The organism is Mycobacterium triplex, assembly GCF_000689255.1.
Classification (GTDB): domain Bacteria; phylum Actinomycetota; class Actinomycetes; order Mycobacteriales; family Mycobacteriaceae; genus Mycobacterium; species Mycobacterium triplex.
This window is the reverse complement of the sequence record NZ_HG964446.1, coordinates 2,356,860-2,370,973: the sequence shown is the minus strand read 5'-3', so window position 1 is coordinate 2,370,973 and position 14,114 is coordinate 2,356,860. Positions and strand designations below refer to the sequence as shown.

Below are 14,114 nucleotides of genomic sequence, written 5' to 3'. Positions count from 1 at the left end.
GTCAGCCGGGCAGCAGCGTGAGAACGATCCAGGCCGCGACCGCCGAGGGCAGCACACCGTCGAGCCGATCCATCAAGCCGCCGTGGCCGGGCAGCAGCCGCCCCATGTCCTTGATGCCGAGGTCGCGCTTCACCTGGGACTCGATCAGGTCACCGAGCGTGCAGGTAAGCACCAGCACCACGCCCAGCAACACGCCCACCCACGGCTGTTTGCCGGCCAGGAACGTCGCGGTCAGGGTCGTCGCGGTGATCCCGCACACCAACGAGCCGACGAATCCCTCCCAGGACTTCTTGGGGGAGATCGCCGGGACCATCGGGTGCTTGCCCCACAGCGCCCCGACGGCATACCCGCCGGTGTCGGAAGCGACGACGGTGATCATCAGGCAGAACACCCGTCCCGCGCCGTCGTTCGCGTAGACGAGCATCGCGCCGAACGACGCGAACAACGGCACCCAGGCGGCCAGGAAAATCGTGGCCGAGGCGTCGCGCAGGTAGTTCGACGACGAGCCGGCGGCGGAGTCGCTGCGGCCGGGATCCGGCATGAACAGCCGCCAGATCATGCACACGACGACCATCGCGCCGAAGCCGGCCACCGCGCCCGCGGCGTGGTACGGCCAGGTCAGCCAGATGGTGAGCTGGCCACCGGCCAGCAGCGGGATGACCGGAATGATGTAGCCGGCCTCGCGCAGCCGGCGCACCACCTCGTGGCTGGCGACGAGAATCGCGATGGCGACGATCAGGACCCAGAAACGCGGGGCGAACACCAGCGTCGCGACGAGCAGCCCGCCGATCGCCGCGCCCACGGCGATCGCGGCGGGCAGATCGCGTCCCGCCCGCGACGTCTTGTTCGCCGGTTGCTGCAGCGTGTTTTTGGCGCCCCGCGCGGGCTGGTCGGGCGGGGCGCCAGGGCCGGCGTCGGAGGTTGCCACTGATTCGGTTGCTGAGCGGCCCTAGACCTCCAGCAGCTCGCCTTCTTTGTGCTTGACCAGTTCATCGATCTGGTTGACGTACTGCTGGGTGGTTTTGTCCAAATCCTTCTCGGCGCGTCCGACCTCGTCCTCGCCGGCCTCGCCGTCCTTGCGGATCCGGTGCAGTTCTTCCATCGACTTGCGACGGATGTTGCGCACCGACACCTTCGCGTCTTCGCCCTTGCCCTTGGCCTGCTTGACGAGCTCCCGGCGGCGCTCCTCGGTCAGCTGCGGTACCGCCACCCGGATCAGGGTGCCGTCGTTGCTGGGATTCACCCCGAGGTCGGAGTTGCGAATCGCGGTCTCGATGGCGTGCAGCTGGCTGGCCTCGTACGGCTTGATGACGACCAGCCGCGCCTCCGGGACGTTGATGCTGGCCAGCTGGGTGATCGGCGTGGTCGTGCCGTAGTAGTCGATGACGATCCGGGAGAACATACCCGGATTGGCGCGGCCGGTCCGGATGGTCGACAGGTCGTCACGGGCCACCGACACTGCCTTCTCCATTTTCTCTTCAGCGTCGAAGAGAGCCTCATCTATCATTTGCGCCGCTCCTCCTCATCACGTGCTCTGCGTCGTCGCGAGCGCGGATCATTCGCGTCTTCCCCTCAAGTGGTGACTAGCGTTCCGATCTTCTCACCAGCGACCGCCCGAGCGATATTGCCGTTAGTCAGCAGGTTGAAGACCAGGATCGGCATGCCATTGTCCATACACAGACTGAACGCGGTGGCATCGGCCACCCGCAGCCCCCGGTCGATGACTTCCCGGTGGCTGATTTCGGCGAGCAGCTCGGCGTCGGGGTTCACCCGCGGGTCCTCGGTGAACACGCCGTCGACCGCCTTGGCCATCAGCACCACGTCGGCGCCGATCTCCAGCGCACGCTGCGCCGCGGTGGTGTCGGTGGAGAAGTACGGCAACCCCATGCCGGCGCCGAAGATGACCACGCGGCCCTTCTCCAGGTGCCGCACGGCCCGCAACGGGATGTAGGGCTCGGCCACCTGACCCATCGTGATGGCGGTCTGCACCCGGGTGTCGATGCCCTCTTTCTGCAGGAAGTCCTGCAGCGCAAGGCTGTTCATCACGGTGCCGAGCATGCCCATGTAGTCCGAGCGGGTGCGCTCCATGCCGCGCTGCTGCAGTTGTGCGCCACGGAAGAAGTTGCCGCCGCCGATCACGACGGCGACCTGCACGCCGTCGCGGACCACCTCGGCGATCTGGCGGGCAACCTGGGCCACGACGTCGGGATCCAGCCCGACCTGGCCGCCGCCGAACATCTCACCGCCGAGCTTGAGCACCACCCGCGAATACTTGGCGCGCGGCTGGTTGCCGTCGGGTGAAGAGGTCGGCACGCCGTTGGTGCTGGTGGGCTCGGGCTGTGTCATCAGACTCCTCGCATGACAGTGCCATCCCAGGCTCGATGGCACAATCACCCCACCCGGAACGGCAGTTCATATCCTGCCCCATCGCAGCACAATCTGGCGCCAACGGGGTGGATTATTTGCGCGGCTGGCGAGCCGGGTCGCTGTCGTGGGGCGTCGGCGCAGGTCAGGCTCGGATGCGCCGCGATCGCGACTTTGCTTCCGGCGTCCGATGTTTGAGCTCGAGACGGCCCGGGAACCCGGCCCAACGCGGCGGGGAAATCGCGGTCTTGAGAAGAAGGACCGGAGCGCGCCGTATGACGGAATCGATCGCCAGCCGATCGTAGGAGCGCGTCTGTCGCTCACCTCGCGAACGCCTCTGAGGAGGAGTCAACTCATGTCGGACAAAGAAAACTCTGGACCCGCAGAAGCCGTCAAGGGCGTCGTCGAAGACGTCAAGGGCAAGGTCAAGGAGGCTGCCGGCGCGCTAGCCGGTCGCGACGACCTCACCCGCGAAGGCCAGGCCCAGCAGGACAAGGCGGAGGCCCAGCGCGACGCGGCAAAGAAGGAGGCCGAAGCGGAGGCCGCACGCGGCGCGGCGAAGGTAGCCGAGGAGCGCCAGAAGGCCAACCAATAGCGTGTTCCGAAGGATGGGTCCGGCTCGTATCGACGGGCCGGGCCCATCGACTTTTCGGGGGCCCACACAGGCAAAAACATCTCCACCAACGGCCCACTTCAGCGGCCATTCGCCGGAACGCGAGCAACAAAGAAGGCATAGTTGACCGCTGAATGGGGTACTCAGCGCTGCGCTGGCGGGCACCTCCCTGAGGTGCCGACGCGGTCGGGGGCGGCAACAGACCCTCATGAGGTTTGGAGATGTCTTTGGACGTGCTACTGCTTTCCAATGCCGACGATTTCGCAGCGGCATTACCCACTCTCGGATCGTTGACGCAAACGATTCGTCGCGTCCCGCTCTCCGACCAGCTCGACTGCCATCATGACAGTGCTGACGTGGCGATCATCGACGCGCGCACGGATCTGGCGGCCGCCCGCAGCGTTTGCCGCGGCCTGACCGCCAGCACGCCGGCACTGGCGGTCGTCGCGGTCGTGGCTCCGGCGCACTTCGCGTCGGTGGACGTCGACTGGCGCATCGACGACGTGATGCTGCCCGCCGCCGGCGCCGACGAACTCGAGGCGCGGTTGCGCCTGGCGATCAAGCGACGCCGCAGCGCGGTGGACGGCTACTTGAAGTTCGGCGACCTGGTGCTGCACCCGTCGAGTTTCGCCGGGTCGCTGTGCGGCAAGGATCTCAGCCTGACCGTCACCGAGTTCAGATTGCTGAATTTCCTTGTGCAACATGCCGGTCGGGCATTCAGCCGCACCCGGCTGATGCACGAGGTGTGGGGATACGACTCCAACGGGCGCGTCCGCACCGTCGACGTTCACGTGCGGCGGCTACGCGCAAAGCTTGGGCCGCAACACGAATCGATGATCGACACCGTGCGTGGTGTCGGCTACATGGCGGTGACGCCCCCGCATCCGCAGTGGATCGTCAACGACGCCGTCCCCAGCGTCGACCCCAACGGCCGCGCCCATCACTGACTTACGTTGTTGTTCAAGCACTTTCGATTGTCACGCAAACAGCGGTAGCGCACGCTTGCGCGCCAGCGCGTCCATTCCCTGCTGAATGGCGTCTTCGACCTCCCGGTACTTGCGCTCGACGTAGTCGTCGTCCTCGGCGCGGGCGGGGTCGTGGTCCAGCTCGATCGCCGGCATGAACCGCGTCCTGATCTTGGCCGGCAACGGCAGCTGCGGCAGCGCGGCCGGCGCGATACCCCACGGCAGTGAGACCGCCACCGGAAAAACCTTGAGCCGCAGCAGTCGGTCGAGTCGCAGCGCCTTCGACAGGCGATCACCGCGGATCAGCACCGGCATGGCGTCGGCGCCCCCGACCGTCGCGATCGGAACGATCGGCACGCCGGCACGGATCGCCATCTTCACGAAGCCCTTACGCCCCGCGAGGTTGGCGCGGTCGCGCTCGGTCCACGGGCGCAGCGAATCCACCTCTCCGCCCGGCCATAACGCGACGTCTCGCCCCTCGGCCAGCGCCGTGGCGATGGCGTCCGGGGCGGCGGGAAGCACGCCCATCGAGCGAAAGTAGCGGCCGAACAGCGGGATCGCCATCAACGCGTCGTGCGCGGTGCCGTGCAACGTGCGCTCCGGGCCGAAGCGTCGCCACCATTGCAGGCCGACGGTCCATGCGTCCCAGACGAACGGGGCACCGGAGTGAATGCCGATGAGCAGCGCCGGCGGATCGGGGATGTTCTCCCAGCCGTCGATCTCCATCCGAAACCAATGGTCGACCAACAGATTCCAGGCGAATTTCTGGCGCTGCAGCGTGGTCTCGTCCTGGCCGCGCAGGTCCCATCGGGCGGCACGACGAGCCACCCAGCCGCTCAATCCACCTCGCTGATCGTCGCGCTTGTCCGCCATCGTCGCCCGAGCCTGTTCGGCGTGCTGGTGAGCTTGTTCGCGTACCCGGGCCGGCCTGTGATCTGTGTAACCCATTCCTGCCGGGTACCCCATCGAGCCTCGGGCAATTCGGCCGATCGCCGGCGAAAAGTCTTTTCCGAAACCACTATTGCGCAGACCTCCCCGCGCCACCGGTCCGTGGCGCGGGGAGGGTGTGCGGCAACTAGGCCTCAGTCGGGCTTAGGTGTTCGCGCGTGCGTTGGGCGCCGGGCTCGGCAGCGCACCGGGTGCCGGGGTGGTCGGTGCCGGTGCCACACCGGGCTCCGAGCTGCCCTGCATGTTCGACGTCCAGATCAGGATGTCTTGGGTGCCCTCGTTGTAGGCGACGCCGTTCGGTTGTGCGCCGGTCACATCGAAGTACAGCGTGCCGGTGGACTCGCTGCCCTGCGGGATCGGCGCCGGGTTGAGGCTCCCCGGGGCGCCGACCTTGTCGATCACCCGGTAGTTCTGGCCGTTCGGCCCGCGGGCGATGAAGTCGTTGACCATCGGGGTGACCAGCCCGCCGTCCGAACGAGCGGTGACGTCGGCCTGGTAGAGCGTGCCCTTCGGCGTGTAGCCCGGGATGGTCACGTTGCTGGGCTGCAGGTTGCTCACCGTGTAGTTGGTGATCAGCGGCCCCGCGACGAGCTGCTGGCTGGTGCCGAAGCCCTGGATGTTGGGCGCCGCCGACGCGGTTGCTGCGGTGAATGCGCTGACAGCGGCAATACCAGCGGCTCCGATCACCGATTTCATAGCAGTAGTGAATTTCATGCTAAATACCCCTCAGTTCGATCGTTACGATTTGTTTTCCCCCGCGATGATTCCCTCCGGCACGCGTTATCACCGCACCATTTCCGCATAGCCAAACCCCTTTGACCGCAAACATCAGGGCTTTGAGCTGCGGCAACGCCTTTCGAGATGGCAATCAACGCGCCCCAGAATTCGCATAGACCTCAAAGCCAAGTTCAGCCTCAAATGCCACAGTCGACGATTTCAAGCGCAAAAAAGAAGTTCCCCGCCGTCAAAAAACGCGGGGAACTTCGTTGCGAATTCGCAGATCACACGGCCTAAACGTGCCGCGTCCAGACGAGGAAATCGTCTTCCCGATCGGTGTACACCACACCGATCGGCTTCTGCCCGGTCACGTCGAAGTACAGTTCGCCGGACCTCTGCTGGCCCGGCTCGATCGGACTGGGGTCAAGGCCGTTGGGCACCGGTCCGATGTTCACGACCTTGTAGACCGTGCCGTTGAACGCCCTGGCCGCGAACCGAGAGATCTGTGGCTCGACGGTTCCGGTATTCGCTTTCGCCGTGACGTCGGCCTGGTAGAGCTGCCCGGCGGGCTGGAATCCCGGTATCGTCACGTCGCTCGGCCGCAGGTTACTCACCGTGTAGTCGGTGATCAGGGGGCCGTCGACCGCCTGCTCGGTGGCTCCAAAGCCCTGCACATTGGCGGTAGCGGTCGCGGCCGTGATGATGCTCGCCGCGGCAATCCCTACCGCGCTGAGAGCCGCTGTCGCTGTCATCGTGGCGAATTTCATTGTGACTCCCTGTCTCTCGTGATTCACCCGTAGTCCGGCGATTACCCGTTGACCGGCGGGCGCCAAACGACGCGATCCGGGCGGGTCCGCCGAATTGAGGCGACGTTCAATCGACGGGTGCGCAGCGGTTACTGCTCATTCACCGCCGCGTAATCGCCCTTCGGAGGGCCGGGGGTGCGTCCGGCCCGCGCGGATATGTCAATATCGCTGACATGGCTGCGACCGAAGATGCTCCGCTTGGCTACCTGCTCTACCGCGTGGCAGCCGTGCTGCGACCCGAGGTTTCGGCCGTGCTGAGCCCACTCGGCCTGACACTTCCCGAATTCGTTTGTCTGAGAATACTTTCGATGTCGCCGGGGCTGTCCAGTGCCGAGCTGTCGCGTAGTACCAATGTCACGCCGCAGGCGATGAACACGGTGCTGCGCAGGCTGGAAGAGGTCGGGGCGGTGGAACGGCCGACCTCGGTGTCCTCCGGGCGGGCGCTGCCGGCCAAATTGACCGGTCAAGGGCGCACGCTGCTCAAACGCGCGGAGGCCGCGGTCCGTAACGCCGATGACCGGATCCTGGCCAAGCTGACCGCGACGCAGCAGCGCGAGTTCAAGCGAATGCTGGAAAAACTCGGCTCCGACTGACTCCGGCTATCCATCGGCTTGGATTCGGGCCCACGGCCGCGCCTGTTCGAGTTCGTAGGCCAGTTCCAGCAGCAGCGCGTCCTGCCCCAGGTCGGCGGCGAGCATCATGCCGACCGGCATCCCGTCGGCCGACTGGGCCAACGGCAGCGAGATCGCCGGATCCCCGGTGACATTCTGCAGCGGTGTGAACGCGACCCAGTCGATCAGCCGGTCCATGACCTGCTGGTACTCGGTGGGCGCCAGGTGACCGACCCGCGGGGTCAGATCGGCGAGCGTCGGGGTGAGCAGCGCGTCGTAGGTCTGGTAGAACTCGGCGCTGCGCCGTCGCATGCTGCGCAGCCGCCAGATCACTCCCGGCAGCCGGTGCAGATTGCGGCCGGTGTGGCGCTCCAGGCCCAGCGTCAAGGCGTCCAGCCGGGTGCGGTCGAACGTGTTGCCGAACACGCGGCGCCCGGTGCGCACCTGCATCAGCGCGAGAAATCCCCAGTACAAGATGAAGTCGTCGACGAAGCTGTCCGGCACCGGGTGGTGGTCGATGTGCTCGACGCGGTGCCCCAGCTCTTCGAGCACCCCGGCGGTTTTCAGGGTCAGCTCGCGCAATTGGGGACCGCACTCGCGGCGGACCGAACCGGTGGCCACGGCGATCCGCAACCGTTGCCGGCCGGGTCCGGTTACGTCGCCGATCGGCGCCAGCTTGGCGTTGCGCCAAATGCGTTCGGCTTCCCGGTAGAACGCCGCGGTGTCGCGCACCGAGCGGGTCAGCACGCCGTTGGCCACGATGCCCACCGGCATCCGGCGCAGGTCCGCGTCCAGCGGCAGCCGGCCGCGCGACGGTTTGAGGCCGACAATCCCGTTGCAGGCGGCCGGAATTCGGATCGAGCCACCGCCGTCGTTGGCGTGCGCGATCGGCACCACACCGGCGGCGACGAACGCACCCGAACCCGACGATGAGGCCCCGGCCGTGCGGTCGGTGTCCCAGGGGTTGCGCACCGGCCCCAGCCGGGGATGTTCGGCGGCCGCACTGAAGCCGAACTCCGACATCTGCGTTTTTCCCAGCGACGTCGGCCCGGTGCCCAGATACAGCTGGGTGAACTCGCCGTCGGCGACGGCGTTGCGCGGCGCCCATGCGTCGGCCCCGCGCATCGTCGGCTGTCCGGCGACGTCGACGTTGTCCTTGAGGAACGTCGGGACCCCGCTGAAGAAGGCGCTCGAGGGAGTCGCGGCCGCCCTCGCCCGCGCCTGCTCGAATGCCTTGTACGCCAAGCCGTTCAGAATGGGATTGACGGCCTCGGTGCGGGCGATCGCCGCCTCGACCACCTCGGTCCTGCCGACCCAGCTGGCCCGGATGGCCTCGGACAGGGCGGTCGCGTCGAGATCACCGAGGGCGTCGTCACCGAAAGCGTGCACGCGTCGCATGACAACAGACGCTAGCCGCTCCCGCTGCGCGGTTAAGCCTGACCCACCTCGAAGCGAACAAACCGGGTCACCGTGACGCCGGCCTCGTCGAGCAGAGCCTTGACGGTCTTCTTGTTGTCGGACACCGACGGCTGCTCGAGCAGCACGACGTCCTTGAAGAAGCCGTTCAACCGGCCCTCGACGATCTTGGGCAGCGCCTGCTCCGGCTTGCCTTCTTCTTTCGCGGTCTCCTCGGCGATGCGCCGCTCGCTGGCCACCACGTCCTCGGGCACGTCGGCGCGGGTGAGGTAGCGCGCCTTGAGCGCGGCGATCTGCAACGCCACGGCGTGGGCGGCCTCGGCGCCGTCACCGGTGTACTCGACCAGCACGCCCACGGCCGGCGGCAGGTCCGCGGCCCGCTTGTGCAGGTAGGTCTCGACGGTGCCGTCGAAGAAGGCGGCCCGACGCAGTTCCAGCTTCTCGCCGATCTTGGCGGACAGGTCGGCGACGGCCTGCTCGACGGTAGTTGTCGCCCCTCCCCCAGGAATGACAGCGGCCCGCAGCGCGTCGACGTCGGCGGCCTTGGATTGCGCTGCCGCGGCGACGATCTCGTCGGCCAACTTCTGGAACTCCGCGTTCTTGGCGACGAAGTCGGTCTCGCTGTTCAGCTCGATCAGGGCGCCGTCCTTGGCCGCGACCAGACCTTCGGCCGTGGCGCGCTCGGCGCGCTTGCCGACGTCCTTGGCACCCTTGATCCGGAGTGCCTCGACGGCCTTGTCGAAGTCGCCGTCGCTTTCGGCCAGTGCGTTCTTGCAGTCGAGCATGCCGGCACCGGTGAGCTCACGAAGACGCTTGACGTCGGCAGCGGTGAAGTTCGCCATTTCAGCCTTCCGTGGGAGGTGGTTCGGTTGCAGCTCCAGCGGCGTCGGTGGTGGCTGTGGTGGTCGCGGTCGTAGTAGCAGAGGCCAGCAGCTCCTGCTCCCATTCGGCGAGCGGCTCGGCGGACTCCGCCTCGGGCTTGCCGTCGCCCCGGCCGAGCCCGGCACGCGCCTGCAGACCCTCGGCGACCGCGGAGGCGATCACCTTGGTCAGCAGCGCCGCCGAGCGGATCGCGTCGTCGTTGCCCGGGATCGGGTAGTCGACCTCGTCGGGATCGCAGTTGGTGTCCAGGATCGCGATGACCGGGATACCGAGCTTGCGGGCCTCGCCGACGGCGATGTGCTCCTTGTTGGTGTCGACGACCCAGATCGCCGACGGCACCTTGGCCATGTCGCGGATACCGCCGAGGCTGCGCTCCAGCTTGTTCTTCTCTCGGGTCAGGCCCAGGATCTCTTTCTTGGTGCGGCCCTCGAAGCCACCGGTCTGCTCCATCGCCTCGAGCTCCTTGAGGCGCTGCAGCCGCTTGTGCACCGTGGAGAAGTTGGTGAGCATGCCGCCCAGCCAGCGCTGGTTGACGTACGGCATGCCGACACGGGTGGCCTCGGCGGCGACGGACTCCTGCGCCTGCTTCTTGGTGCCGACGAACAGCACGGTGCCTCCATGGGCGACGGTCTCCTTGACGAACTCGTACGCCTTGTCGATGAAGGTCAGCGTCTGCTGCAGGTCGATGATGTAGATGCCGTTGCGGTCGGTGAAGATGAACCGCTTCATCTTGGGATTCCAGCGACGGGTCTGATGCCCGAAGTGGGTGCCGCTGTCGAGCAGCTGTTTCATGGTCACGACGGCCATGGTGATGCCATTCCTCTATGTCGGTTGTCGCCCGGCATCGGCTGACGCCAGGCCCTGGCGCCTGCTGCGATGCCGGACCCTGTTACGGGACCGCCCGGCATGCGCTGCGTTCTCCTAGTGCAACGGGAGACGCGGGGCAGACGCGCGAAGTCAGCCCGCGAACGAGCTGCGACGAGCAGTTTACACCGACTCAGCTGGTGGTTTTTCCAGCACATGTCCACAGTGCGGCCCGCGTGCACAGTTTGGGGAAACGGGAGTGGCCGTGTCGTCGACGCCACGCTGAACTCATGGGGTGCGGTGGGCGGCGCTGATCGCGAGCTTGGCCCTGATCAGTGCGTTCCCGGCGGCGGCCGACGGCGGCCGGCTGGATTGGCCGCTGCGGCCCGCCCCGGCCGTCGTCCGGGGGTTCGACGCCCCGTCGCCCAACTGGAAGCCCGGGCACCGGGGCGTGGATCTGGCCGGACGCCCCGGGCAGCCGGTGTACGCGGCCGGCGCCGCGACCGTGGTGTTCGCCGGGCTGCTGGCGGGACGGCCGGTGGTGTCGCTGGCCCATCCCGGCGGATTGCACACCAGCTACGAGCCGGTGCGGGCCGTCGTGCGGGTGGGTCAGCAGGTGAGCGCGCAGACGGTGATCGGCGAGTTGGCGGCCGGCCATGACGGGTGCCGGGCCTCGGCGTGCCTGCACTGGGGCGCCATGTGGGGCCCGGCCTCGCGCGCGGATTACGTCGACCCGCTGGGCCTGCTGAAGTCCACCCCGGTCCGGCTCAAGCCGCTCGACGGCTCCTCTTGAGTGTGCTCAGTGGCCTTGGCTGTGCGCCCAGGGCTTTGAGTGTGCATCGTCGGCGTTGAGTGTGCTCCTACGCGGGCCCGCCCCGGCGTGTCGGCGCCGCCGGCGCACACTCAAAGCCCTGGGCGCACAGTCGCCGCCGTCGGCGCACAGTCGCCGTGTTGAGCGGCTGACGCGGCGCTAGGCGCGCGGGTGGGCCTGATCGTGCACCGCCCGCAACCGCGACACCGCGACATGGGTGTAGAGCTGGGTGGTCGCCAAGCTGGAATGCCCCAGCAGCTCCTGGACGACCCGTAGGTCGGCCCCGCCTTCGAGCAGATGCGTGGCCGCGCTGTGCCGCAGCCCGTGCGGCCCCATGTCGGGGGCGCCGTCCACCGCGGCGATCGTCTGGTGCACGACCGTGCGGGCCTGGCGCACGTCGAGCCGGCGGCCCCGCGCGCCCAGCAGCAGCGCCGGCCCGGACTCCGCGGTGGCCAGGGCGGGACGCCCGTCGGCCAGCCAGGCCCGCAGCGCGTCGGCCGCGGGCACGCCGAACGGCGCGGTGCGTTGCTTGTTGCCCTTACCCAACACCCGCACCACCCGGTGACCGGTGTCGACGTCGTCGGTGTCCAGGCCGCACAGCTCGCTCACCCGAATCCCGGTGGCGTACAGCATCTCGACGATCAGCCGGTCTCGCAGGGCCAGCGGATCTCCTTGCTCGGCACCGGATTTCGCGGCGGCCATGGCGTCGCGCGCCTGATCCTGGCGCAGCACCGCCGGAAGCGTGCGGTGCGCCTTGGGCACCTGCAGCCGTACGGCGGGGTCGGCGGTCAGCAGGCCGCGCCGCACCGCCCACGCGGTGAATGCCTTGACCGCCGAGGTGCGGCGGGCCAGCGTCGTGCGCGCGGCCCCGGCGACCGCCGCGCCGGACAGCCAGGTCCGCAGCAGCGGCAGGCTCAGGCCGTCCAGCGCCGTCCCGCGCTCGTCGAGGAAGGCGAACAACGAGCGCAAGTCGCCCAGATACGCGCGACGGGTATGCGCCGACCTGCCGCATTGCAGATTCAGGTACTCGTCGAACTCGTCGAGAATCGCCTGCACTCCCCCACGGTCGCAGGCCTGGCCCGCTGCTCGTTAGCCGACGCGCCGAAGCGTGTCCGGGGTGAGATCTTTGCGCGTCGGATAGCCGTCGACGGCCATGATCAGGTCCGCTTCGGCCAGCAGACTTCGCAGCACGTGCACGATGCCGTCGACGCCGCCGAGTGCCAGACCGTAGGCGTACGGACGGCCGACGCCGACTGCGGTGGCGCCCATCGCCAGCGCCTTGACGATGTCGGCGCCGCTGCGGATCCCCGAGTCGAACAGCACCGGCAGCCCGCCGGCCGCCTCGACCACACCCGGCAGGCAGTCCAGCGCGGGCAGGCCGCCATTGGCCTGCCGGCCGCCGTGGGTGGAGCAGTAGATGCCGTCGACGCCGCCGTCGCGGGCGCGCCGGGCGTCGTCGGGATGGCAGATGCCCTTGACGATCAGTGGCAGGTCGGTCAGCGACCGCAGCCAGGCGAGGTCGTCCCAGGTCAGCGGGTTACCGAAGGTCGTGACCCACTGCAGCACGGTGGCTTGCGGGTCCTCCTCGGGCGGGCGCGCCAGGCTGGCGCGAAAGACCGGGTCGCTGGTGTAGTTGCTCAGGCAGTGCCCCCGCAGCTGGGGGAAGTTGGCCGTGCTCAGGTCGCGCGGGCGCCACCCGGGGATCCAGGTGTCGAGGGTGACGATGATGCCCTTGAAGCCGGCGGCTTCGGCGCGCCGCACCAGGCTGGCGGCCAGGTCGCGATCCTTCGGCGTGTACAGCTGGAAGAACCCGGGCGTCGCACCGAACTCGGCGGCGACGTCTTCCATCGGGTCGGCGGTCAGGGTGGAAACCACCATCGGCACACCGGTCGCCGCGGCCGCGCGTGCGGCGGCCAGGTCGCCGTGGCCGTCTTGAGCGCAGATGCCGATGACCCCGATCGGCGCCATGAACACCGGCGACGGCAAGGTCAGGCCGAACATCTGCACCGAGAGATCGCGCTCGGCGGCACCGACGAACATGCGCGGGATCAGGCCCCAGTGATCGAACGCCTCCCGGTTGGCCCGCTGCGTGCGTTCGTCGCCGGCGCCACCGGCGACGTAGGACCACACCGACGGCGGCATCGCCTGCTCGGCGCGGGCCTCCAACTCCGAGAACGCCATCGGCAGCGCGGGCACCACCCCGGCCAGGCCCTGGAAATAGATTTCGTTCTGGTAAGCGCCGAATGCCATGGTAAGAGAATGCCAGCCGGCCGTCAGGCTGACGAGCTCGCCGACGCCGCCCCGGATTCCAACTGGGCCAGTTCCTTCTTCCACTCCCGGAAGCTCTCTTCGGTGCGGCCGCGCCGCCAGTAGCCGGAGATCGACGACGCCCACTTGCCGTCCACCCCACGCTCTTTGCGGATGAAGGGCCGCAAATTGTGCATGACGGCCTGGGCTTCACCGTGGATGAAGACGTGCACCTGTCCGGGCAGCCACAGCGTGGTGGTGACCGCCTCGATCAGCGGCGCGAAATCGCCGGCGCGATCGTCGGATGCAAGGTCGGCGCGGGCGCCGCGGTAGACCCAGTTCACCTGCATGCCTTCGGGAGCGGTCAACTCGATTTGGTCGTCGGGGCCGGCGACTTCGATGAACGCCTTACCAATTGCGTTGGGCGGCAACGCTTCCAGCGCGTTGGCGATGGCCGGCAGCGCCGACTCGTCACCGGCCAACAGATGCCAATCGGCGGCAGGGTCGGGTGTGTAGGCGCCGCCGGGGCCCATCAGATAGATCACCTGACCGGGCTGAGCCGACGCCGCCCAGGCACCCGCCACGCCGTGCTCGCCGTGCACCACGATGTCCAGCGAGATCTGGCGGGCCGCCGCGTCGACCTTGCGAACGGTGATGGTCCGCACCGACGGCCTTTTCTCGGGCGGCAGCACCGAGAAGCTGTCCTGGGTCAGCGGCTGGGGCAACCCGGCCACGTCGATGTCGTCGGCGACGAATACCAACTTGACGTAGGAGTCGGTGAAGTTGCTCGGCACGAAGGTGTCGAACTGACCGCTGCCCAGCGTCACACGCACCATGTGCGGGGTGATTTGTCGGGTACCGACGACTTCGAAACGTTGAAGTGGTCGACCTGCCACGTGTCCTCCTGTTCCGACCCGGCCCCAGCCGACT

The 14,114-nt window shown here is 67.9% G+C and carries 15 protein-coding genes and 1 pseudogene; 4 read left to right on the top strand and 12 right to left on the bottom strand.

All coding sequences use genetic code 11. The features are described 5' to 3' along the window. Position 1: 1 nt before the first annotated feature. The 3 genes from BN973_RS11020 to pyrH all read right to left on the bottom strand — a co-directional run bounded on the left by BN973_RS11020 (position 2) and on the right by pyrH (position 2,346). Positions 2–928, bottom strand: coding sequence for a phosphatidate cytidylyltransferase (locus BN973_RS11020; RefSeq protein WP_036468079.1), 927 nt, complete (start codon positions 926–928; stop codon positions 2–4). Positions 929–949: 21 nt separating this feature from the next. After that, a complete protein-coding gene (gene frr, locus BN973_RS11015; RefSeq protein ID WP_036468078.1) occupies positions 950–1,507 on the bottom strand; it encodes a ribosome recycling factor in 558 nt (185 codons plus the stop codon). A gap of 65 nt (positions 1,508–1,572) precedes the next feature. Then, entirely contained in the window at positions 1,573–2,346 is a 774-nt protein-coding gene (pyrH, locus tag BN973_RS11010; protein WP_036468077.1) for a UMP kinase, read from the bottom strand. Between the two features lie 373 nt (positions 2,347–2,719). On the opposite strand from pyrH, the gene mbp1 reads away from it, so the two are divergent. Beyond that, positions 2,720–2,959 carry a microaggregate-binding protein 1 gene (mbp1, locus tag BN973_RS11005; protein WP_036468076.1) on the top strand — a complete coding sequence of 80 codons (240 nt, stop codon included), beginning with the start codon at positions 2,720–2,722 and terminating at the stop codon, positions 2,957–2,959. Positions 2,960–3,198: 239 nt separating this feature from the next. Further along, the gene (locus BN973_RS11000; protein ID WP_051641215.1) at positions 3,199–3,924 is read left to right on the top strand and encodes a winged helix-turn-helix domain-containing protein; all 726 of its coding nucleotides are present in this window, start codon (positions 3,199–3,201) and stop codon (positions 3,922–3,924) included. Between the two features lie 30 nt (positions 3,925–3,954). On the opposite strand, the gene BN973_RS10995 is transcribed toward BN973_RS11000, so the two are convergent. The 3 genes from BN973_RS10995 to BN973_RS10985 all read right to left on the bottom strand — a co-directional run bounded on the left by BN973_RS10995 (position 3,955) and on the right by BN973_RS10985 (position 6,374). Then, positions 3,955–4,890, bottom strand: coding sequence for a lysophospholipid acyltransferase family protein (locus BN973_RS10995; protein ID WP_036468075.1), 936 nt, complete (start codon positions 4,888–4,890; stop codon positions 3,955–3,957). 144 nt (positions 4,891–5,034) lie between these two features. Continuing rightward, a complete protein-coding gene (locus BN973_RS10990; protein WP_036468074.1) occupies positions 5,035–5,604 on the bottom strand; it encodes an MPT63 family protein in 570 nt (189 codons plus the stop codon). Positions 5,605–5,900: 296 nt separating this feature from the next. Then, positions 5,901–6,374, bottom strand: a complete 474-nt coding sequence (locus BN973_RS10985) for an MPT63 family protein (protein WP_036468073.1) — start codon at positions 6,372–6,374, stop codon at positions 5,901–5,903. A gap of 212 nt (positions 6,375–6,586) precedes the next feature. Here BN973_RS10985 and BN973_RS10980 point away from each other — a divergent pair, with 212 nt between their 5' ends. Next, positions 6,587–7,006: a MarR family winged helix-turn-helix transcriptional regulator gene (locus BN973_RS10980; RefSeq protein WP_036468072.1), complete on the top strand. Its 420-nt coding sequence runs from the start codon at positions 6,587–6,589 to the stop codon at positions 7,004–7,006. A gap of 6 nt (positions 7,007–7,012) precedes the next feature. Here BN973_RS10980 and BN973_RS10975 read toward each other — a convergent pair whose 3' ends face one another. The 3 genes from BN973_RS10975 to rpsB are packed head-to-tail and all read right to left on the bottom strand — an operon-like array spanning position 7,013 to position 10,129. Beyond that, on the bottom strand, positions 7,013–8,422 hold the full coding sequence (locus BN973_RS10975) for an amidase (RefSeq protein WP_036468070.1): 1,410 nt from the start codon (positions 8,420–8,422) through the stop codon (positions 7,013–7,015). 32 nt (positions 8,423–8,454) lie between these two features. Beyond that, positions 8,455–9,282, bottom strand: coding sequence for a translation elongation factor Ts (tsf, locus tag BN973_RS10970; protein WP_036468068.1), 828 nt, complete (start codon positions 9,280–9,282; stop codon positions 8,455–8,457). Between the two features lies 1 nt (position 9,283). Beyond that, a complete protein-coding gene (rpsB, locus tag BN973_RS10965; protein ID WP_036468066.1) occupies positions 9,284–10,129 on the bottom strand; it encodes a 30S ribosomal protein S2 in 846 nt (281 codons plus the stop codon). Between the two features lie 331 nt (positions 10,130–10,460). Here rpsB and BN973_RS10960 point away from each other — a divergent pair. Continuing rightward, a pseudogene (locus BN973_RS10960) lies at positions 10,461–10,904 on the top strand (murein hydrolase activator EnvC family protein); the annotation flags it as partial. Positions 10,905–11,096: 192 nt separating this feature from the next. Here the strand turns inward: BN973_RS10960 and BN973_RS10955 are convergent. Genes BN973_RS10955 through BN973_RS10945 form a run of 3 tightly spaced genes read right to left on the bottom strand, consistent with a single transcriptional unit; the run spans position 11,097 to position 14,080 of the window. Then, a complete protein-coding gene (locus BN973_RS10955; RefSeq protein WP_036468062.1) occupies positions 11,097–11,993 on the bottom strand; it encodes a tyrosine recombinase XerC in 897 nt (298 codons plus the stop codon). A gap of 33 nt (positions 11,994–12,026) precedes the next feature. Then, complete coding sequence (locus BN973_RS10950; protein ID WP_036468060.1) at positions 12,027–13,187, bottom strand: lactate 2-monooxygenase; 1,161 nt, start codon at positions 13,185–13,187, stop codon at positions 12,027–12,029. A gap of 23 nt (positions 13,188–13,210) precedes the next feature. Then, entirely contained in the window at positions 13,211–14,080 is an 870-nt protein-coding gene (locus BN973_RS10945; RefSeq protein ID WP_036468058.1) for a siderophore-interacting protein, read from the bottom strand. Positions 14,081–14,114: the final 34 nt, after the last annotated feature.